Raw genomic sequence first — 20,175 nt, 5'->3', positions numbered from 1 at the left:
ATAGCTAGGAAAGCTTAGAGATAATAGTTGGTAAAATTTTATATAAAATTGGAATTACTTTTTGATTCCTCCATCAAAGAAGCATTATTTAACGTTGTATTTGCAATCCCTTGCAAAGCTTCTTTAGTTAAAAAAGCTTGATGTGCAGTCACTAAAACATTAGGGAAAGTTAGTAGTCTTTCAAAAAGATCATCATTAATAATTTCACCTGACATATCTTTGAAAAAGAGGTCTTTTTCATACTCATAGACATCAATAGCAAGAGCTGCGATTGACTTAGATTTTAGTGATTTAATAATTGCTTGAGTATCTACCAAAGCTCCACGACTAGTATTTATGATAAATACTGAAGGTTTAATAATCTTTAGTGCTTTTTCATCGATAATATATTTAGTATCATCATTTAATGGACAATGTAAACTTATAATATCAGCCTCAGCAAAAAGTTTATTTTTATCATCAATAAAAGTTACATAGCTTGGTGCTGTAGCTCTATCAGCATAAGGATCATAAACCAATATTTCACCGCCAAAACCTGAGCAAATTTGCGCAAAAGCTTTACCAATATTACCAAAACCTATTATACCTATCGTCTTACGATGAATATCAAAGCCCTCTAAACCTTCGATGTTAAAATTACTTTCTTTAACACGATTATATGCTTTGTGGATTTTACGATTTAAACACAATAAAAGTGCTAGAGTATGCTCAGCTACCGAAAATGGTGAATATGCTGGTACTCTAGCAACTTTGATATTTAACTTCTTAGCATGATTAATATCAACATTATTAAACCCAGCACATCTAAGCAATATTGCCTTGATACCTAAACTATATAACTTATCTATAACATCAGCATCACAAATATCATTAACAAATATACATACTGCATCATACCATTTTGCAAAATCTGCTGTTTGCTGATTTAAACCATACTCTTTAAATTCTAAAATATGCTCACTATTTTGTGCAGTGAAATAAGCTTTGTCGTATTTTTTTGTAGAGTAAAAAAGTATTTTCATAAAAGTATCCTCTCCTTAGCCATAAGTAATTTTATCAATATATAGTCATAAATATTATTTTATCTGAAATAGATGAAATATCTAAAAGGTTTAAGTTTTGTGATATTTTCTTTAATCTTTAGCTTTCATTGATGGTAAGTAATAGATTAGAAAATTTGTCATAAATAAAATCTTGTTGATTATATGTAATAATTTTTTGTGTTAGTTACCTAATTTATCGAGACTAAATCTCACCTCAATAATTACATATCATTATTTTGCAGGAATTTTAATCATAAACTTCCCTTGATTATTATAAACTTGAATATATTTTACCTTGTTTTCCTTACAGAACTTTAAAAAAGTATTTCTAACGATACTCTCATTATCTTTGGAATGAATACCTTTGCCAGTAATGAATGTTATGGTTTTTTGTTGACCAGTAAAGTGTTTTTCCTTTAAATAATGTCTTAAAATCAAGACTGTGGTACTTTCATTTTGACCATGTAAGTCAATTATGCCTCTTGCATAACCTTTATCAAGGTTAGGGTAGAGATACTGTTGTGCTAATGCCTCTGCTTCTTCTGTTTTTTTAATTTCAGGTGAATTAGAATTCATTAATACATCAATAAAAATATTATAAATCACTATATTTGCTAATTTATAATCCTTAGCTTCTGCAAATGCTTGTAGGGCTTGTTCAAATTCCCCTTGTTTGCCAGCAGCATTAATAAAGTTGTTATAAGTCACCGCATTTGCTAGTTTATCACGCTTAGCATCATTAAATGCTTGTAGGGCTTCTTTAAATTCACCGTTTTTGCCAGCAGCATCGATAAAGCTGGCATAAGTCACCGTATCTGCTAGTTTATCACGCTTAGCATCTTCAAATGCTTTTCGGGCTTGCTCAAATTCACCATTTTTGCCAGCAGCGTCAATAAAGCTGTTATAAGTCACTGCATCTGCTAGTTTATCACGCTTAACATCATTAAATGCTTGTAGGGCTTGTTCAAATTCACTATTTTTGCCAGCAGCATCGATAAAGCTGGCATAAGTCACCGCATCTGCTAGTTTATCACGCTTAGCATCATTAAATGCTTTTCGGGCTTGCTCAAATTCACCATTTTTGCCAGCAGCATCGATAAAGCTGGCATAAGTCACCGCATCTGCTAGTTTATCACGCTTAGCATCTTCAAATGCTTTTTGGGCTTGTTTAAATTCCCCATTTTTGCCAGCAGCATTAATAAAGCTGTTATAAGTCACTATATTTGCTAATTTATAATCCTTAGCTTCTTCAAACACTTTTTGGGCTTGTTCAAACTCACCATTTTTGCCAGCAGCATCAATAAAGCTGGCATAAATCACCGCATCTGCTAGTTTATTATACTGAGCTTCTTCAAAAGCCTGTACTGCTAGTTTAAACTTACCATTTTTGCCAGCAGCATTAATAAAGTTGTTATAAGTCACCGCATTTGCTAGTTTATCACGCTTAGCTTCTTCAAAAGCCTGTACTGCTAGTTTAAACTTACCATTTTTGCCAGCAGCATCAATAAAGCTAGCATAAGTCAGCGTATTTGCTAGTTCATAATTCTTAGCTTTATTAAATGCTTGTAGGACTTGTTTAAACTTACCATTTTTGCTAGCAGCATTAATAAAGCTGTTATAAGTCACCACATTTGCTAGTTTATAACGCTTAGTGTCATTAAATGCTTGTAGGGCTTGTTTAAATTCACCATTTCTGCCAGCAGCATCGATAAAGCTGGCATAAGTCACCGCATCTGCTAGTTTATCACGCTTAGCATCATTAAATGCTTGTAGGGCTTGTTCAAATTCACCATTTTTGCCAGCAGCATCAATAAAGCTATTATAAGTCACCGCATTTGCTAGTTTATAATCCTTAGCTTCTTCAAAAGCCTGTAGTGCTAGTTTAAACTCACCATTTTTGCCAGCAGCATCGATAAAGCTGGCATAAGTCACCGCATTTGCTAGTTTATCATGCTTAGCATCTTCAAATGCTTGTAGGGCTTGCTCAAATTCCCCTTGTTTGCCAGCAGCACTAATAAAGCTGTTATAAGTTACTACATCTGCTAGTTTATAATACTGAGCTTGTTCAAATGCTTGTTGTACATCAGCAAATTTGCCATACTTAGTTGCAGCTTTGATAAAAGTGTTATAAGTATAACTATCAGGGTGTTTTATTAGTTGAAATAAAGATTTACAATCTTTATATGAAATAAATGATAGTTTGTGAAGCAATTGGTTTGCGATAACCAAATTAATGTTTGGATTATGGCGTAAAAAGTCATTAATATCGTTTAGGGACCTTTTGGGTTTCAGTGTTTTCGATATGTTAATGTATTTCTGTTTGTTTTGGTCGTTATAATCAATCTTTACCTGTGACCAATCAATACTTACAGCAACGGAGGATTTTGACGATAGATAACTTGGTCTAAAGTTTTTCTGCATACCATAACTAAAATTACTCAAAGACAAACAAATAAGTGCACTTCCTATTACTACAACTTTATTTTTTTTCATATTTTTAAGTTAAACTAAATTAGATAATTAAGTAATATTTATTTTACTATAATTTTTGGTATATTAACTATTAATTATTATTAAGATATAAATGAAATGACATCAACCCTGTCTAGGCTGTCTATTATAGCTAAACCCCTGTGTTTTGTTTGGATCTAAATAACTTTAACATTAAATTTTGTAATTCTTCTATCAAAAATGGTTTAATGTCATTAAAATGACCTTGACTCGAGCAAACTCGTGGTAAATACAGTAATGCTCATAACTATTTAAGATTATTTTTTTCGATATCTAAACTTGGTAGTTGAATATTATTTTTAGATAACTTTTCTTGATTCCTATTTCCAAAATCTACTTCTGTTAAATTAGCTTTATTGTTATACTTTTTAACAACTAGTAAATCAGAACCAGCACCACAACCGATATCTAATACATTTTTTAAATCTTTTTCTTTTGATAAATAATCTAATATATGGCGACCATAAGTTTCACTATGATTAACCATTTTTAACCTACTAGATGATCCCGTGTACATTCTATCTCCAAATATGTTTAATCAACCGATATTCTCTTATACTTAATCTTGGTAATAGCATCATACTTATCACCAAGACGGCGTTTCTTGTCTTCGATATAAGCATCATAGTTACCTTCAAACCAAACTACTTCACTATTACCCTCAAAAGCAAGCATATTTGTAGCAATACGGTTTAGGAACCATCTATCATGCGAAATTACCAAGATACAACCAGGGAATGCTAGGATAGCTTCCTCAAGCGCCCTTAGAGTCTCTACATCTAGATCATTTGTAGGCTCATCTAGTAAGATAACATTACCACCACTTCTAAGTAGTTTGGCAAGGTGAACACGGTTTCTCTCACCCCCAGATAGTTGAGATATATATTTCTGCTGATCTGCACCTTTGAAGTTAAATCTACCAACATATTGGCGTGATGGGATAGTATATTTACCAACTGTGATTACATCTAAACCATCAGCAATTTCTTCCCAAACTGTTTTGTTATCATCTAGAGCATCACGTGATTGATCTACATAAGCTAAATGTACTGTTTCACCAAGTTCAATCTCACCACTATCAGGAGCCTCTTGCCCTGTAACCATTTTAAAGAATGTTGACTTACCAGCACCATTAGCACCAATTATACCCACGATAGATCCAGCTGGAACATCCATACTTAGATGATCTATAAGTAGCTTATCATCAAATGATTTAACAATATCTTTAACCTTGATTACATTCTTACCTAGTCTTTCTCCTGGTGGAATGTATAACTCTTGTGTCTCATTACGCTTCTGGAACTCTTGCGAGCTTAGCTCATCAAACTTAGCAAGTCTTGCTTTTGATTTAGCTTGGCGACCTTTAGCATTTTGACGCACCCATTCTAATTCTTCTTTTAGAGCTTTTTGGTGAGCAGTTTCACGCTTTTCTTCCATTTCTAAGCGTTTTTCCTTTTGCTCTAACCATTGTGTATAATTACCTTTGAAAGGAATTCCCTCACCGCGATCTAGCTCTAGAATCCATTCAGCAACATTATCTAAGAAATATCTATCATGGGTAACAGCTACAACCGTACCTTTGTATTCTGCTAGGAACTTCTCTAACCACGCTACAGATTCTGCATCTAAATGATTAGTAGGCTCATCTAGTAGTAAAATATCTGGAGCAGATAATAGTAACTTACATAATGCAACACGGCGAGCCTCACCACCTGATAATTTAGTAACATCAGCATCCCACGGTGGTAAGCGTAAAGCCTCTGCAGCAACCTCTAATTTACGCTCTATTTCCCAAGCTCCAGCAGCATCTATAGCATTTTGCAAATCGCCTTGCTCTTCAAGAAGTTTAGCCATTTCATCATCAGACATCGGCTCACAGAATTTCATACTAATTTCATCAAACCTAGTAAGCATATCTTGTAAGTGCGCCAGGGCTTCTTCAACATTACCACGTACATCTTTAGCGGGGTCAAGTTTTGGTTCTTGTGGTAGATAGCCTATTTTTACACCTTTACGCGGCGCTGCTTCACCAACGATTTCTGTATCAAGGCCAGCCATAATTTTAAGTAATGTTGATTTACCAGAGCCATTAAGACCTAGTACACCTATTTTTGCACCATCAAAAAAAGATAGTGAAATATCTTTGAGAATATATTTATTAGGTGGTACAACTTTACCAACCCTATGCATTGAATATATATATTTTTCGGCCATGAAAGTAATTTTTAAAAATTTTAAGGTGAAAAGATTATAGCAGATATAACTTATAAAGATGAAATGTTGCTATTATTTTTCGTAACCAATATATTCAATAGAATCATTAGCTACCTTAAACTTAAATATCACCAATCTAAACCTAAAAAGAAACACACCATCTGGAATATTATCTTCTTTGGCTCTTCTAATAATTTCTTCTTCTAGCGATTTATTTGTATATCTACATAAATCAAATGTATTTTTAAAATCTGTATATAATTTTTCAAAATTTACAGTTTTCATAACCCTTTGTGTTATAAAATTATTGTATATATCCAAATATACTTTATGGTAAAGATTATCTCTATTAATAATTCACTTTTCAAATAGTTATAAATGGAATCATTAAATCAGTTGAGTTGTATTATTTCTAAACTTGAATCTATCATTTTTCTTATAAAATGTTTTGATTCCTAGAAATAAGCTAATAAAAGACAATATACATAAAATACTTAACATAAATCCAATAGTTGGATGCATACTAGATGCTACGATACTTACTAAAAAAACTCCGCACATTTGCATAGAACCATAAAAAGCACCTGCTACTCCTTTCATTTTATCAAATAAACTTAATGCACTTGCTGCTGAAATTGGTATAATTAGCCCGCACGCTAAGTAAAAAATTGCAAGTATAGATAAAAGATCTAATAAATTTATCAAACTTAATAAATCTAAAATTCCTAATACAATTGATGAACTAAACATAATAAACAAACCTACTAAGATAATTGTTTCTTTTTTCACATGCTCAAATAATACAATTGACATTAAAAAGCGTGACACAATTGTCATCATCATTAACGATGTTGAAATTACTCCAAAAGTTACTGAAGTTAAATGATAATCATTAATTAATACAAATGAGCCAATTACATCAAAAGTAACACCTCCAGATAAAGCTGAAACAATAAAAATCATATAAACCCAAAAAATTTTGCTTTTTGTAACAATTAAGTAATTGTTAATCAGATGCTTAATATCCATTGCTTTATAATTCTTCTCTTTATTTGTTTCAGGTAATAAAAAAATAACTGATGTGATCAAAGCAATTGCAAAAATAAACATAAAGATAAAACTACTCTGCCAGCCAAAATGCAATTGTAAGAAACCACCGATAAGAGGAGAAATAGCTGGGGCCACTGAAAAAAATATACTCATCCAAGCTATTGCTTTTAAAAAATGTTCTTTTGTAAATGAATCTTGAAGAATTGTTCTTGCTAAAGTAATTAAAGCACCTGCACCAAAACCTTGTATAGCTCTACTTATAATTAAAAAAATAATTGACTGTGACAAAAAGCAAAATATTGAGCCACACGCAAAGATTATACCTCCTACTAATATAAAAGGCTTTCTACCATATTTATCTGATGCAGGACCATAAATAAGCTGTGATAACGCCATTGTAATTAAAAAACTTGATACAGTCATTCTGGCTAATGAAGAACTGGTGTTAAAATAGAATGTAATTGCTGGAAGAGATGGGGTAAACATCATTGCTCCAAAAAAATATCCACAACCTAAAGCTAACGCAAAAATTGTTAACATAACAACCCCTAGAGGTTTTTTTCTAGTCAAATCCATAATCAGTACCCCTTTAAAATTTAATTTATTGAACAACCGTTCAAAAATATTATCACTTATTGATCGTTTGTTCAATAGAAGGTAGTGTATATTATCTGCTATAATTTCTTGTTAACTAGAAAATAAAAATTGAACTAATGAAGTCACAAGCAAATAATACTTTAAAAAAAATTATTAAAGCCGCGAAAGATTTATTTGTTGAAAATGGTTTTAATGGTACATCTATCAGAGATATTGCTAAAAAAGCGAATGTTCAAAGTTCTTTAATTTATCACTATTTTTCAAATAAAATTGATTTATGGAAAACAGTTAAAGAATCTTTAATAAACTCTGATACATTTGCTTCAATAAATTGTTGTATTGAGCAAAAGACTTTTAAAGATTTTGTAAACAAACTAGTAGAAGCAAGATTTAATAGTCATGCCAACAATCCAGATATGTTAAAAATGTTAGATTGGCAGCGTTTAGAAAAAAATATCTCTTTATCTGGAATTAAGAATCAACAAAATTTTGCCTCATTTGATCAGCTAGAAGAGAAAATTAAATATTTTCAAGAAACTGGACAATTATCAACAGAGTTTTCGGCTAAATATGTTCTTTTGTTTATTTCTTCTGCAACACTTGTACCATTTATACGCTCATATGAGTATGATAAAGATATACTTAAAGAAAATGATTTTGTAAAAACAACATCCTCTCTTTTAATAAAAGCATTTCAACAATAGTTATATTTTTAAAAGAAAAAGTAAACATAATAGCGTCATTATACCATTGATAAAATAACCTTATAGATAATAGAATAAGTTTTAAAAAAATTATACTTTTATTGCTTTTAATTTTACTTTGAAGTTTGAAGCTTTATATATAGAATTAAATATATCTTCTGATGTTATATCAGGTCTTATCTTTACTATAAAACATAAATCTCTTGCTCTTATATTGAACGTATGAAGAATACTAAGTTTACTATTAACTTCTAATAACCTTATTTCATATCCTAATTTAAGCTCTAACTCTTGCCAAAGGTTTTTGACTAATTTTTTTATATCATCATTATATATTTTGTTAACAACATGACTAAGATTAACTTCTTGTACTAAAGAATCTCCATACTCTGCCTTATAATGAGTTTTTATTATTGATAATAATCTTTTTATTTTATTATTCTCTTGAATTATACAATATCTGCGCATAAGGAACTCCTCTTTTATAAATTACTCTTTAAGCCTAGAAAAATAAATTTAGAAAGAACTTTCAAATGATTTAAGTTTACTTCCTTTATTTTTATTTGGTGCCTTATTATTTCACCTTTAGCTCTAAAATATATCATATTTTTTGCTAAAGTGAAGATTAAATACACTTATTTATATTAATTATATTGATTGCTTCAAATAATAATTTTATAATTATATAAACCCCAAAATACATTGATACTAATGTTTAAATATTCTAGAGATCTAAAACCTATTCTTAAAAAAATAGGAATGAAGCAAAAAGAATTAGCTGAAATATTAGGCAAAAGTGAAAGAACTATTAAACATTGGGTAGCTGGTGTTAATTCTCCAGCATATGATACACACTTAAAGGTAATGGAAATATTAAATATAGATGAGTCAGATTTTACTAATATGTCTATTAAAGTACCTGTATTGTCATATGTTCAGGCTGGAGAATTCACTCTTTCATCTTATGAAATAGATCCTATAAAATACGTGAATCTACCTGCTAACTTGATACCTAAGAATGGTTTCTTACTAGAAGTTAAAGGTAACAGTATGAACTACGATTATAGTGATAAACAAAAGCTTGATAAAAAATATGCTAAATACTCCTTAAATGAAGGAGAAACTATTATTGTTGATCCAAATGATAAAAATATAATCAATTTAGTTGGAAAAGTTATAGTTGCTAAAAACTCAGATGGAGCTACTGTTAAACTTGTATATATAGAAAATGGAAAATTATGTCTTATGCCTCTTAATTCAAATTTTCAAAATAATGATGAAATAAAACAACCTTATGAAGCTGAAATTATAGGCAGAGTTATTAATGTCTTTAGAAGTTTTTAAATTTTAGCAAAAATTAAACTTTAATAGCCAAAAATATAATTCTTTAACTAACTTATTAAAAATAGTCATTAAATATCCTTTGCTAAGATAATAAGTGTTAAACCTAAAATATACGTTATAAACATTAAAGCTATTAACTTATTTTTTCGCAAGCTGATCAACCTTTACAACTAAATCGCTGTCTGCACTTGTAATTATTGCTATTGATATATAGCCTGCTAGGCATAAAAGTAGTACTAATTGAAATAGCTTAAAACCAAGCTATTTCAGTAGATTCCGTGGTCAAGCCTGACGGAATGACGTACTACTTTTTAATATAGTTAGCTATATTTTCTAAATTCTAAGAATTTTTTTCAGTAATTTATTATAAATTCTAAAAATGTATTGATTTATTGTTTTTTACTTGAATTTTTAGCTTTGATACACATATTTAAAAATGAAAGGTGAGAAATCTATATTAAATATATTTAGAAGGAGAATAAATATGAGTAAAGAAATTAGATATAATCCATTTGAGCTAAAGCATTCTATAAATGATCTTTTTGATAATTTTTTTAGTTTTCCTAAAAGTTATCAAGAAGAAAAATACATAGAAAATATACACCTAGATATTACTGAAGATGAATTTGCCTATAGTATTACTGCAGATTTAGCAGGAATAGAAGAGAAAGATATCGATATAGAATTAGATAAAAATAAACTAACTATAAAAGCTAAACGTGAACACTTACACAAAGATAAAAAACATCATGTACAAGAGTGCTATTACGGTGAATTTCAGCGTAGTATAAACCTACCTGATAATATAGATAGTGATAAAATAGAAGCTAAATATAATAATGGTGTATTAACCTTAAATATTCCTAAAAAAGAAAAAGATAATTCTACTAAAAAAATATCAATAAAATCTTAGTAGTTTCTAATTATATCAAAAACTTCGTTTAATTTGTTTTGATCTTTCTGACCTGGTTCAGATTCAACTCCAGAATTAATATCATAAGCGGAGCATTTTAGTTGTATTGCTTTAGCTATATTTTTAGAGTTAAGACCTCCAGCAAGAATTATATTTTTTCTATCTTTAATAAGGTTCCAATCAAAAGTTTTACCTGTACCACCAGATTTACCATCTACTTGAGCATCTAAAAGATGATAATCAACATTATCAAAAAACTTTGGAAGGGTTTTATCTACACCATAAGCTTTCCATATTTGACAGTTTCTATGTAGTTTAGATTTTAGAGTATCAATATATTCTTGATCTTCATTACCATGTAATTGCACAGCACTTAGTTTTAGTGCATAACAGGTATTTACTACATCTTCTATCTTAGCATTAGCAAATACACCTACATAGTTTAATCTAACTTTTTTAGTTATTTGTTTTGCCATCGAAAAGTCCACATAGCGTGGTGATTTTTCTACAAAGATAAATCCTCCATATACAGCCCCAGCATTGTAAGCTTTTTGCGCATTTTCTACAGATGTAAGACCACAAACTTTATTAAATCCATAAACTATCTTTCTAACAGCAAGTTCTAGATTACGCTCAGCCATAATAGAACTACCTATAAGAAAACCATTTACATAATTTCTAAGCTCACGAACTTCCTGATTCTTATAAATACCTGACTCTGAAATAATAATTACTCCTTTAGGTATTTTTGGCGCTAAAAGACGAGTAGTATTTAGATCTATAGATAAATCTCTAAGATTGCGATTATTAATGCCGATAACTTTTGCTTTTAACTTTATCGCTCTTTGAAGTTCTTCTTCATTACTAACCTCTGTGAGTATTCCCATCTCAAGGCGATTAGCTAATTTTGCTAAATTTTTATACTCTTGATCATCAAGTACTGAAAGCATCAGTAATACTGCATCAGCTTGATAATGCCTTGCTAAATATATTTGATACTCATCTATTATAAAATCTTTACAAAGTATAGGTTGTGCAACCTGTTTTCTAACAATTTCTAGATTTGCAAAACTACCCATAAAAAACTCTTCATCTGTAAGTACAGATATAACATTTGCATAGTTTTTGTATACAGTTGCAATTTCATTTAGATCAAAATTTTTACGGATAATCCCTTTAGAAGGTGAGCCTTTTTTACATTCTAAAATAAATACTGCTCTATCAGATTCCAAAGCTTCATAGAAGTTACGGTCTGTTTTAACAATTTCTTTTTTAAAAACATCTAGTGGGAATATTCTTTTCTTGGCAAAAAGCCACTTTCTTTTTGCTTCAACAATTTTTGCTAATATAGTTTCCATTTTGTTAGGGATTTTTTGATTTTATCTAGTATTTTAAACGAAAAAGTACTAAAAGTTGAATTTTTCTGTGTTTTAAACAGCTATATAGTATTACCTAAGATATTCGACATTAACTTCAGCATAATCATTTATTGGATTATACCTATCAAAATCTGCTCTATAAGCTCTCTTTTTAGAGTTATCAGCCCACACTTCTTGCCATTTATCTATTATTGCATCAGGAAGCTCACCAGCTACTCTATATACCTCATGATTAAGCTCAATAATGACAGAATCTAAACCTGTTGGTACCTCAAAAGTTTCTGTTACCTCATAGCCTATCAAAAGAGTATACGGCGCTGTATGATCACCTTCATAATCATAGTAAACAGAGATTATATCTTGAGATAAGTTTTGTTTATTAAGGTATTCTAAAACTTCACTATTAAAGAAGAGCTCCCAAGCCTGCTCAAGTAGGTCTTCTCTATCATTAGAAACCTTTGTTGCCACACCAACTACTTTCATATTTTTATCTTATTAAATAATCTGGTTAGCTAGATGGTATAACAAAAGGCACTATATTACTATATTTCAGATCTATATTTTGCCAAACTTTATTTACCGTTTTATCACGACTACATCTTGTAAGATGGTAACAATATCTTTTAGGGTTTTTATAATGATAATTTTCAGCTTTATGGAAATGTGTAGATGGTAAAATTTGAGTATATATTTTTTATCATACTCTTTAAATACTGTTTGTAGCTCTTTGGTTATTTTCTCAGTAGTCTGTTTCTGCACATCGTTATTAGAGTAAATTGCTGATTAATATTGCTTACCTTTATCACAAATTTGTCCTCTAGAATCAGAGTAGGATCTATGTGACGATAAAAATACTCTACAAGCACTTGATAACTATTTTTTATAGGATCATATATAACTTCAACTAATTCTTTATAGTTTATAATTGCTGCTGCTATTGTTTCCAACCAGCTTATTTCTATTAAAACAATGATTAAATCAACAATCTTAATAAGGCTTTAACAGCTTTCTCAATTATTTTTTATTGTAAATGAGTTTGAAGTTACAAATTGTTACACACCGTAAATATTTTAGATAAATTCGTCTATTAATATTCTAAACATTAAAAGGTTAAAGTTTTTGCCACTAGGCGGTAAATAAGATGATATTAGATGTCGTAAATCAATTAAGTGAAGAAAAAGATAAAAGTTACAAAGTTTTACAAATCCTTAATATTTTAGTTACATCTAGCAATTATCTTATTGCATAGAAACTTCAAAAGAGTTTTTAAACTTAAATATTAACATAAATAAGGGGAGTTAAAATGAAAGTTAACCAAGCAATTCCTAAATCGCGTATTACAATCACGTATGATATGGAGGTTGAGGGAACTAAGAAGAAAAAAGAATTACCTTTTAGACAGTTGTTGGTAGGAGATCTTTCTCTAGGTAATTCAAAAGAAAGAAAACAAGAGCTACCTAATCGCAAGATTTATGAATTAAATAGCCCAAACTTATCTGAAGTAATGGATTCTATGGGTATTAAACTGAATATTAGTGTACCAAACCATATCAAAGAAGGTGGTGAAGATATTCAAGTAGATTTAGATGTAAATTCTATGAAAGTATTTGATCCAAATACGATCGCTCAGCTTATTCCTGAATTAGCATCATTGCTTCAAGCTAAGAAGTTAATTCAAGAGTTTGGCTCTACTATCGACAATAATAGAAAGCTTAGAAACTTACTAAACAATGGTATCAATAATGTACAGGCGTTAGAAAAAATTCAAGAAGAACTTCCTCTTCTTGAAACATATAAATTTAATAAAGATCTTTGATAAATGGGGGATTTTATAATGAGTGAATTTAACGAAACTACATATAAGTGTGCTGATATCCTCTCAGCAGCAGGGTTTGAGCAGAGTGATACTTTTGAGCTTATAACTCAAGATCAATTAAGTAACGATAAATTACAAGCAAGTTATGAATCAAGATTAATGACTGCTTTATCGATATTACTTAGTAATAAAAAAGATGAATCTGTTATTGATAAAAACTTAATTCATCGAGTAACTGAGATGATTGACCGTATGATTAATAAACAAGTATCAGAAGTATTAGCACATCCAGACTTTAGAAAGTTAGAAACTAGTTGGAGATCTGTTCAAGAAGTTGCTAATAGTGTTGATTTCAAAAAGACACACTTATCTATTATCGATGTAGACAAAGATGAGTTAGCAGAAGATTTTGAAAATAATAGTGTAGATGTTTCTGGTAGTGATTTCTTTAAAAAAGTTTATGTAGCTGAATATGATCAATTTGGTGGTGAGCCATATGGTGCTTTGATTGGTTTGTATGATTTTGATAAAACTCAAGAAGATATTGAGTGGCTTACTGTTATGGGTAAGATTGCAGAAGCTTCTCATGCACCATTTATTGCAGCTGCTTCACCGAAATTATTTGGTTGTGAGACATATAATGATTTAAGTGAGATCAAAGATATTGATGGTTTGATGGCACATCCTAGATTTGGGCGCTGGAATGCTTTTCGTAAAACTAGAGCAGCTGGGTATATAGGTCTGACATTGCCTAACTTTATGTTAAGAGCACCTTATGACCCTGTTAATAATCCTGCAGGTAAGGGACCTCTAAATAACTTTAAAGAAGAAGTAAGTTTACTTGCTCCAGATCAAAGTTGTTTATGGGGTAATGCCGCAGTATTATTTGCTAAAAATCTAGCTAGATCATTTGAGATTACAGGTTGGTGCCAATCAATTTGTGGTCCAACAAGTGGTGGAAAAGTTGAGGGATTGCCGATTTATAACTTTAATGAGCGCGATAGTAATGCTTTTGTATTACCTGTGAATTTGTTAATTCCAGACCATAAAGAGTATAGCTTAGCTAAAGCAGGTTTTATTGGTTTGGTTTATGAAAAGAAAACATCAAATGCTTGCTTCTTTAGTGCTCAATCACTAAAAGCTAGCGAAGAATTTGAAGATCATAGTGATAGTGAGAATAGTCAGCTAATTACAAAGCTACCATATACATTTTCGGTTTGTAAGATAGCTCACTATGTTAAATGTATAGCTCGTGATGATATTGGTTCAGAGACAGATGAAACTATTATGAGTAATAAGTTAAATACTTGGATTAGTAAATATGTAACAACTGTGCCAAATCCAAATGCTTTAACAACCTCTTACTATCCATTTAAAGCAGCTAGAGTCAATGTCAGCAAATCTCCTGGGATGGCTGGTTGGTTTAACTGCAATATCGAAGTTCTACCTCATATTAAATTTGAAGGTATGGATGTAACCCTTAAGCTAGACACGAGACTAGCTTAAGAAAAATTAATAATCAAAAAGGAGAATAACTTATGAGACAAGTTGATGATTATGTTGCGATTGATAACGATAGATTAAGTGTTAATCTTAGCTCACTACAGAATGCACAATCTATCAGTCCAGATATAGCAATGGAACCTAAGATACTTCTAGGAAGTAGCTTTGCTGTTAAAGTAGCAGGCAAGAGTATTACATTAACAAAATTTGCAGCAATGTACCCAGGAGGAGCTACAGAACCTAATAAAGATATAGTAGCGACACTTGAGCATCTTTCTGTTGCTAGTGCTACTATTGGTACAATTGGATCTAACTCTATAACTTTTGCTGTGACAGCAGATAGTTATGAGGCTATCACCTCAGCATATAAACAAGCTAGAGCAGGACGTCAAATGTTAACAGTTGAAGTAACAATTGCCACTGATTCTTTGGTTACTGGACAGTTTTATTTTAAACCAGCTTCAGGAAACACTGAGGGTAAGTGGGGAGATATCTTAACTTTCCAAACTGAGGTGACGTTTGTATCCACAAGTGAGCCTGTAATCCAGCTAATAGGTGGAGGTAGTGATAGTTCAAATGCAGTTGGATTAATTACTTTAAATAACATACGTGCTAGCAACAATTTTGATGTTTCACTAACTACAGAAAACTCTAGTGATAGTGCTAAAGTTGTGACATCTATTTTGGCTAATAATACAAGTAATTAAGGATTTTATAATGAGTCAAGTACACTGGAGTATGGGGCAAGTTTTATTGCCTGAACATTTCATCTTACAACAAAAATATATGTATCAATTAAATGGTCATGTAAATAGCGTAATTCATGGTTATGATGACGGTGTACTTGATATTGTTATAGATGAAAAAGCTTTGTCATATAATGTTTTTAAAATAACCGACCTAGCTATATTTATGCCTGGTCCAACCTTTATATCATTAGGATTTAATGCAATATGCAATGCTTATGAATTAGATCCAGAGCAAACCAATGATGGTAAATTAAGCTTATATCTGACCCTAAAAGATAAACCAGATATACAGTTTAAAAATATTAATAATCATGATATTGAGATAGAATATTATGAATTTTTTTTAACTAATACTTTAGTAACTAAAGCAGACTACTCAGTAAAATTATTTGAGTTGATTTATATCGAAGATGAGCAAAAATGGCAAATTGATTCGTATATACCGAAATGTATACTTTTACCACAGATTTTTGCTAACTCATTTTTAGATTCTGCAGCAAATAAGTTATCTAATATGAGAGAAAAGCTTCAGTCAATTTGTATAAACAAGAATTTATATGACAGGTATCAGTCTGTGTATCTCAAATTATCAGAGATAGAGTTTTGGCTCAGTTTACAACAACTTGATAATAAACCTATCAATATACAAAATTTACGAAATTATTTACATCAACTATACCAATGTGTTTTATTGGTATGGCATAACAAAACATCTTTTTATAAAAGCTGTAGACAACCACTGCAAGATTGTAGTAGGCTTTTAGAATTAATAGATAAATATTCAACAATAGAACCAAAAAGACCAAATGTATATACTTTGAGCTATAAGCAAGGTATATATCAAACAGGAATATTAGATGATGAGTTTTTTACATCTGAATCTAAATATCTAATATATCATAGTAATTCAACTGCTATATCGGATAAAAAATTATTAGTTAAAGGTTTTGCACCTTCGAAAGCTGAAAATATCTTATTAAAAGCACTACCTGGTATTGAGTTAAAGGCTGTTGATTCAAAAGTAATCTTGGATAACTTTCCAAATGCTGAGCAAGTTTTTGAAATTATACCATTAGGAGATCAATGGCAAGCTGTAGTTGATGAGAAAGTCTTGTGTCTTAAAGTTAATTTGTTGAACGATGATACATACCAGTTATATTTGAGTTGTATATAAACAAATGAGATTTAATTAGATAAAGTAGCTGAAATTATTATTCTATAAATTGTTAGGTTTTTCCGAGATAAGATTATGTATTTATAATAGGTTACAAGAGAGCTATTCAAAATTAATTCTATTTATTTTTATCACTATTAACCCAGTAGTCATCGATGTTTTCATTTGAAGTAACTAGGGTTGGGAATCCATATAATTTACCATCACTCTCTATGTAAATTAATATCGGATCATTTTCCATATAACACAGAAGTACTTGATATGTTGCTTCATCCTGACCAATTTTTCTTTGTAGATCAAAGTTTAAAGCATTTAGAAGACCTGATTGTTCTATACTTTTAAACTTTATTGTTCCTTGACTTTTTAATGGAGCTTTATAAGATACAGTAAACATAAATATTTTATCTTCATCAACTATTTTCTGTTCTATATTTTTTCCTTCATATTCGATTAAGGCGTCAATAATTGTTTTTTCATTTTCTCTTTTAAGGTATTGAGTTTTAAAAACTGATATTTCACCTTTAGTATAAATACACTTTTCATTATTAAACATCTCAAAATTTAGTTGATTTTCTCCTTTGCTAAAGCAACATAATGGGGTCACTAATAATAAGCTTAGGAAAATATTTCTCATGGATATTATTTTTAATTAAATTTATTTTTTAAATTAAACTAATAAGTTATCTTTGTAAAGAATACGTCTGTTGCGAAATGATAATTTATAATCAACTTGACTAATCTTGTTTTAATAAGCATAGATTTAAGTGGAAATATATTGCTTAAAGAAGTAATGTTAAAAGTTTTATTTGTGTACTGAATTATTCGATTTACTTATCACATGTATATTATATATTATTAGACAGGTTAAAGTTTTTTAGAGATGAATTTTGAAATATCTTTTTAATATTCCTTTTTATAATTAGATTAGTTTTTAGTAATTTATTGCTAATTTGAACAAAATGACTTATTTTTAAAATTAATATATAATTATTTTACGAGGTGTAGGAAACAGAGTAGCATTCAATTTTTACATGTAAACATCTAACTTTTTAATTTAACTTAAAAAACTTTTGATCATCATGATCAGAAATAAAAATAGTAATGATGTTTCTCTAGCAAAGAATAACTGTAGGAATGTATTAAAAGGAAAAAATATGCACATTTTAATAGTTGATGATGACGAAAAAATTTGTTCCATGCTTGAACTTTTTTTTAATAAATATAATTATCAAATACATATAGTACACTCAGGTGAAGATGCTGTAGATCTTTTAAGTACTAGCCATGATAAGTTTGATGTTGTTATCTTAGACATCCATATGCAAGGAATATGCGGTATAGAGACATGTAAGAGAATTAGAACATTCTCTGAGATTCCTGTCTTGATGTTAACCTCGTCTCAGGAGGATATTAATACTATAATTGCATTAGAGGTAGGTGCGGATGACTATATGATTAAGCCTTTTAATCCTATGGTGCTATACTCAAGAATTAAAAACATTATTAAAAGGTCTCATAAACAAGTACCAGCAACAATAAATAAAAAATTCATTAGCTACACCTTTGGTGATTGTATACTTGATACAAGTACACAAACATTAAAACATAAAGCAAAAATGATACCCATAACAACTGGAGTTTACCGGGTTCTTAAATATTTTCTCGAAAACCCAAATATTATTCTTTCGAGAGATATTCTAATGGAGCAAACACAAAATAGATCATTAGAAAATTTTGACAGATCAATTGATATACAGGTCTCAAGATTGAGAAAAATACTTAAGGATATCGGTATAAATGATGTTATAAAGACTATACATGGCTCGGGCTACATGTGGACACTAGCAGTACATCAGAAGAATAGTTAATGAAATCAACTATAAGAATAATATTAAAAAATAAAATTTTCAGGCTATTAATTCTATTAATATTAATATTACTTATCGCACAGATTATTGTAGCAACTTATTCGATAGCAGACCAAAATAGGTTAAATCCTGATAAAACTATCACTAGTATCTCTAGAAATAATATTAGTATGATCAAAATGCTTTCGAATTACCAAGGTGAACTTTTAAATGGAAACATATTTTTTAATTTTAAATTTAATGCTGCTGTAGCATCATTTACACAAAAACCGCTATGTAAAACACAATTAAATCAAAAAGAACTTGAGGAATATTATAATAATAGTGAAAATATTAAGTTTCGTTTATGGTATTGTATCTCTGTTAAGAGTTATAAAGGTAAATGGCTAAACTATATTATTAGGTCAACTTTACCTGAAGAAAAAGTGCTATTATTTGCCAACTTAATAACAGCAATGGTAATAGTTATCATAAGCATATTTTGCTGGGCGCTATTAAAAATAATTATCCCTACTAGAAAGCTAGAAGATAATGTATATGAAGTTGGCATGTCGTTAGTAAAAAAAGAAGTTAGGGCAAGTGGTATCAAAGTGCTAGGTCGGTTTGCTAATTCAATAAATTTTATACAAGAGAGATTATTCAAAGCACTAAATATAAGAACAAAGATGTTATCGATGATTGCTCATGATCTTAAGGCGCCTATTGCACGTTTAAAACTTAGGTATGAGTTAGGTTTGGTCGATTACAAAGATAATTTAGAGGACGTTGAGCTGTTAGAAAAGTTATGTTATCAAATATTATTAGAAGCAAAAGATGACATGTTTGGTCATGAAGTAATCGAAGATATAAATATTAGCTCTTTACTAAAGAATATAATAAATAAATATAACAACATAGATATAAATATAGATGATGATATTTGCTTAAAGGGTCGAAAGCTATCTTTATATAGGGCTTTTGAAAATTTAATTTCAAATGCAAAAAAATATAGTGATAAAGTATCAGTCAATATTGCAAAAAATGATTATTTTGTAGAAATAAATATTAAAGATTATGGAAAAGGAATAAAGGAAAGTGAAATTAAAAATATATTTAGGCCATTTTATCAGGTTAATAGTATGAAAGAAGGCAATGGCCTTGGACTGACTATAGTTCAAGAAATTATCACTAATCATAATGGCTTTATAAGTATAAGCAATCATTATGAGCCTCACGGAGTAATCGTTAATGTTAAACTACCAGTTTAAGAACTTTATTTTAGTATTGATAATAATAACCTTAGAAGTTATATTAGCTATGATTCCTGAACT

19 protein-coding genes and 1 pseudogene are annotated in these 20,175 nt (G+C 29.9%); 9 read left to right on the top strand and 11 right to left on the bottom strand.

Features of this window, described 5'->3' with window-relative positions; translation table 11 throughout:
• Positions 1-38: 38 nt before the first annotated feature.
• From CGC45_RS08770 to CGC45_RS08745, 6 genes are all read right to left on the bottom strand, one after another.
• On the bottom strand, positions 39-1,022 hold the full coding sequence (locus tag CGC45_RS08770; RefSeq protein ID WP_071629899.1) for a 2-hydroxyacid dehydrogenase: 984 nt from the start codon (positions 1,020-1,022) through the stop codon (positions 39-41).
• A 252-nt stretch (positions 1,023-1,274) separates the two neighbouring features.
• Positions 1,275-3,536: a hypothetical protein gene (locus CGC45_RS08765; protein ID WP_114702133.1), complete on the bottom strand. Its 2,262-nt coding sequence runs from the start codon at positions 3,534-3,536 to the stop codon at positions 1,275-1,277.
• 265 nt (positions 3,537-3,801) lie between these two features.
• Entirely contained in the window at positions 3,802-4,041 is a 240-nt protein-coding gene (locus tag CGC45_RS08760; protein WP_084387457.1) for a methyltransferase domain-containing protein, read from the bottom strand.
• Between the two features lie 47 nt (positions 4,042-4,088).
• Positions 4,089-5,768, bottom strand: coding sequence for an energy-dependent translational throttle protein EttA (ettA, locus tag CGC45_RS08755; protein ID WP_071629897.1), 1,680 nt, complete (start codon positions 5,766-5,768; stop codon positions 4,089-4,091).
• A 72-nt stretch (positions 5,769-5,840) separates the two neighbouring features.
• Positions 5,841-6,053 (bottom strand): hypothetical protein, encoded by a 213-nt coding sequence (locus tag CGC45_RS08750; RefSeq protein ID WP_071629896.1) that lies wholly within the window; start codon positions 6,051-6,053, stop codon positions 5,841-5,843.
• Positions 6,054-6,155: 102 nt separating this feature from the next.
• A complete protein-coding gene (locus tag CGC45_RS08745) occupies positions 6,156-7,394 on the bottom strand; it encodes a multidrug effflux MFS transporter (RefSeq protein WP_071629895.1) in 1,239 nt (412 codons plus the stop codon).
• Positions 7,395-7,531: 137 nt separating this feature from the next.
• Between CGC45_RS08745 and CGC45_RS08740 the strand changes: the two genes are divergently transcribed.
• Positions 7,532-8,119, top strand: coding sequence for a TetR/AcrR family transcriptional regulator (locus CGC45_RS08740; protein WP_071629894.1), 588 nt, complete (start codon positions 7,532-7,534; stop codon positions 8,117-8,119).
• Positions 8,120-8,209: 90 nt separating this feature from the next.
• Here CGC45_RS08740 and CGC45_RS08735 read toward each other — a convergent pair whose 3' ends face one another.
• Entirely contained in the window at positions 8,210-8,587 is a 378-nt protein-coding gene (locus CGC45_RS08735) for a hypothetical protein (protein WP_071629893.1), read from the bottom strand.
• A gap of 243 nt (positions 8,588-8,830) precedes the next feature.
• Here CGC45_RS08735 and CGC45_RS08730 point away from each other — a divergent pair, with 243 nt between their 5' ends.
• Positions 8,831-9,463 carry a LexA family protein gene (locus tag CGC45_RS08730; protein ID WP_071629892.1) on the top strand — a complete coding sequence of 211 codons (633 nt, stop codon included), beginning with the start codon at positions 8,831-8,833 and terminating at the stop codon, positions 9,461-9,463.
• Between the two features lie 484 nt (positions 9,464-9,947).
• Positions 9,948-10,376 carry an Hsp20/alpha crystallin family protein gene (locus CGC45_RS08725; RefSeq protein WP_071629891.1) on the top strand — a complete coding sequence of 143 codons (429 nt, stop codon included), beginning with the start codon at positions 9,948-9,950 and terminating at the stop codon, positions 10,374-10,376.
• On the opposite strand, the gene trpCF is transcribed toward CGC45_RS08725, so the two are convergent.
• The 3 genes and pseudogenes from trpCF to CGC45_RS08710 all read right to left on the bottom strand — a co-directional run.
• Positions 10,373-11,734 carry a bifunctional indole-3-glycerol-phosphate synthase TrpC/phosphoribosylanthranilate isomerase TrpF gene (trpCF, locus tag CGC45_RS08720; RefSeq protein ID WP_071629890.1) on the bottom strand — a complete coding sequence of 454 codons (1,362 nt, stop codon included), beginning with the start codon at positions 11,732-11,734 and terminating at the stop codon, positions 10,373-10,375. The two genes, CGC45_RS08725 and trpCF, sit on opposite strands and share 4 nt — an antisense overlap.
• Positions 11,735-11,824: 90 nt before the next feature.
• Complete coding sequence (locus tag CGC45_RS08715; protein WP_071629889.1) at positions 11,825-12,238, bottom strand: GyrI-like domain-containing protein; 414 nt, start codon at positions 12,236-12,238, stop codon at positions 11,825-11,827.
• Between the two features lie 25 nt (positions 12,239-12,263).
• Positions 12,264-12,699, bottom strand: a pseudogene (locus CGC45_RS08710) (peptide-methionine (S)-S-oxide reductase); the annotation flags it as partial.
• Positions 12,700-13,058: 359 nt separating this feature from the next.
• Between CGC45_RS08710 and tssB the strand changes: the two are divergent.
• From tssB to tssK, 4 genes are read left to right on the top strand one after another with little or no spacing between them, the layout of a single operon-like run.
• Positions 13,059-13,571 carry a type VI secretion system contractile sheath small subunit gene (gene tssB, locus CGC45_RS08705; protein WP_071629887.1) on the top strand — a complete coding sequence of 171 codons (513 nt, stop codon included), beginning with the start codon at positions 13,059-13,061 and terminating at the stop codon, positions 13,569-13,571.
• 18 nt (positions 13,572-13,589) lie between these two features.
• On the top strand, positions 13,590-15,077 hold the full coding sequence (gene tssC / locus CGC45_RS08700; RefSeq protein WP_232310095.1) for a type VI secretion system contractile sheath large subunit: 1,488 nt from the start codon (positions 13,590-13,592) through the stop codon (positions 15,075-15,077).
• Between the two features lie 32 nt (positions 15,078-15,109).
• Positions 15,110-15,781: a hypothetical protein gene (locus CGC45_RS08695; RefSeq protein ID WP_071629885.1), complete on the top strand. Its 672-nt coding sequence runs from the start codon at positions 15,110-15,112 to the stop codon at positions 15,779-15,781.
• Between the two features lie 10 nt (positions 15,782-15,791).
• Positions 15,792-16,997 carry a type VI secretion system baseplate subunit TssK gene (tssK, locus tag CGC45_RS08690; RefSeq protein ID WP_071629884.1) on the top strand — a complete coding sequence of 402 codons (1,206 nt, stop codon included), beginning with the start codon at positions 15,792-15,794 and terminating at the stop codon, positions 16,995-16,997.
• A 118-nt stretch (positions 16,998-17,115) separates the two neighbouring features.
• On the opposite strand, the gene CGC45_RS08685 is transcribed toward tssK, so the two are convergent.
• Complete coding sequence (locus tag CGC45_RS08685) at positions 17,116-17,631, bottom strand: hypothetical protein (protein ID WP_157092990.1); 516 nt, start codon at positions 17,629-17,631, stop codon at positions 17,116-17,118.
• Between the two features lie 445 nt (positions 17,632-18,076).
• On the opposite strand from CGC45_RS08685, the gene CGC45_RS08680 reads away from it, so the two are divergent.
• Both CGC45_RS08680 and CGC45_RS08675 read left to right on the top strand, forming a co-directional pair.
• The gene (locus tag CGC45_RS08680) at positions 18,077-18,865 is read left to right on the top strand and encodes a response regulator (RefSeq protein ID WP_084387456.1); all 789 of its coding nucleotides are present in this window, start codon (positions 18,077-18,079) and stop codon (positions 18,863-18,865) included.
• Positions 18,865-20,112 (top strand): sensor histidine kinase, encoded by a 1,248-nt coding sequence (locus tag CGC45_RS08675; RefSeq protein ID WP_071629882.1) that lies wholly within the window; start codon positions 18,865-18,867, stop codon positions 20,110-20,112. Before CGC45_RS08680 ends, CGC45_RS08675 begins: the two co-directional genes overlap by 1 nt.
• Positions 20,113-20,175: the final 63 nt, after the last annotated feature.

This window comes from Francisella opportunistica, from assembly GCF_003347135.1.
In the GTDB taxonomy this organism is placed as follows: domain Bacteria; phylum Pseudomonadota; class Gammaproteobacteria; order Francisellales; family Francisellaceae; genus Francisella; species Francisella opportunistica.
The sequence above is the reverse complement of the archived record's forward strand: the minus strand, read 5'-3'. Positions and strand labels throughout refer to the sequence as shown.

Bases quoted from the DNA above. Each gene is read 5' to 3' on its own strand.
- CGC45_RS08770 (WP_071629899.1), bottom strand. From the start codon at position 1,022: ATGAAAATACTTTTTTACTCTACAAAAAAATACGACAAAGCTTATTTC.
- CGC45_RS08765 (WP_114702133.1), bottom strand. From the start codon at position 3,536: ATGAAAAAAAATAAAGTTGTAGTAATAGGAAGTGCACTTATTTGTTTG.
- CGC45_RS08760 (WP_084387457.1), bottom strand. From the start codon at position 4,041: ATGGTTAATCATAGTGAAACTTATGGTCGCCATATATTAGATTATTTA.
- ettA (WP_071629897.1), bottom strand. From the start codon at position 5,768: ATGGCCGAAAAATATATATATTCAATGCATAGGGTTGGTAAAGTTGTA.
- CGC45_RS08750 (WP_071629896.1), bottom strand. From the start codon at position 6,053: ATGAAAACTGTAAATTTTGAAAAATTATATACAGATTTTAAAAATACA.
- CGC45_RS08745 (WP_071629895.1), bottom strand. From the start codon at position 7,394: ATGGATTTGACTAGAAAAAAACCTCTAGGGGTTGTTATGTTAACAATT.
- CGC45_RS08740 (WP_071629894.1), top strand. From the start codon at position 7,532: ATGAAGTCACAAGCAAATAATACTTTAAAAAAAATTATTAAAGCCGCG.
- CGC45_RS08735 (WP_071629893.1), bottom strand. From the start codon at position 8,587: ATGCGCAGATATTGTATAATTCAAGAGAATAATAAAATAAAAAGATTA.
- CGC45_RS08730 (WP_071629892.1), top strand. From the start codon at position 8,831: ATGTTTAAATATTCTAGAGATCTAAAACCTATTCTTAAAAAAATAGGA.
- CGC45_RS08725 (WP_071629891.1), top strand. From the start codon at position 9,948: ATGAGTAAAGAAATTAGATATAATCCATTTGAGCTAAAGCATTCTATA.
- trpCF (WP_071629890.1), bottom strand. From the start codon at position 11,734: ATGGAAACTATATTAGCAAAAATTGTTGAAGCAAAAAGAAAGTGGCTT.
- CGC45_RS08715 (WP_071629889.1), bottom strand. From the start codon at position 12,238: ATGAAAGTAGTTGGTGTGGCAACAAAGGTTTCTAATGATAGAGAAGAC.
- tssB (WP_071629887.1), top strand. From the start codon at position 13,059: ATGAAAGTTAACCAAGCAATTCCTAAATCGCGTATTACAATCACGTAT.
- tssC (WP_232310095.1), top strand. From the start codon at position 13,590: ATGAGTGAATTTAACGAAACTACATATAAGTGTGCTGATATCCTCTCA.
- CGC45_RS08695 (WP_071629885.1), top strand. From the start codon at position 15,110: ATGAGACAAGTTGATGATTATGTTGCGATTGATAACGATAGATTAAGT.
- tssK (WP_071629884.1), top strand. From the start codon at position 15,792: ATGAGTCAAGTACACTGGAGTATGGGGCAAGTTTTATTGCCTGAACAT.
- CGC45_RS08685 (WP_157092990.1), bottom strand. From the start codon at position 17,631: ATGAGAAATATTTTCCTAAGCTTATTATTAGTGACCCCATTATGTTGC.
- CGC45_RS08680 (WP_084387456.1), top strand. From the start codon at position 18,077: ATGATCAGAAATAAAAATAGTAATGATGTTTCTCTAGCAAAGAATAAC.
- CGC45_RS08675 (WP_071629882.1), top strand. From the start codon at position 18,865: ATGAAATCAACTATAAGAATAATATTAAAAAATAAAATTTTCAGGCTA.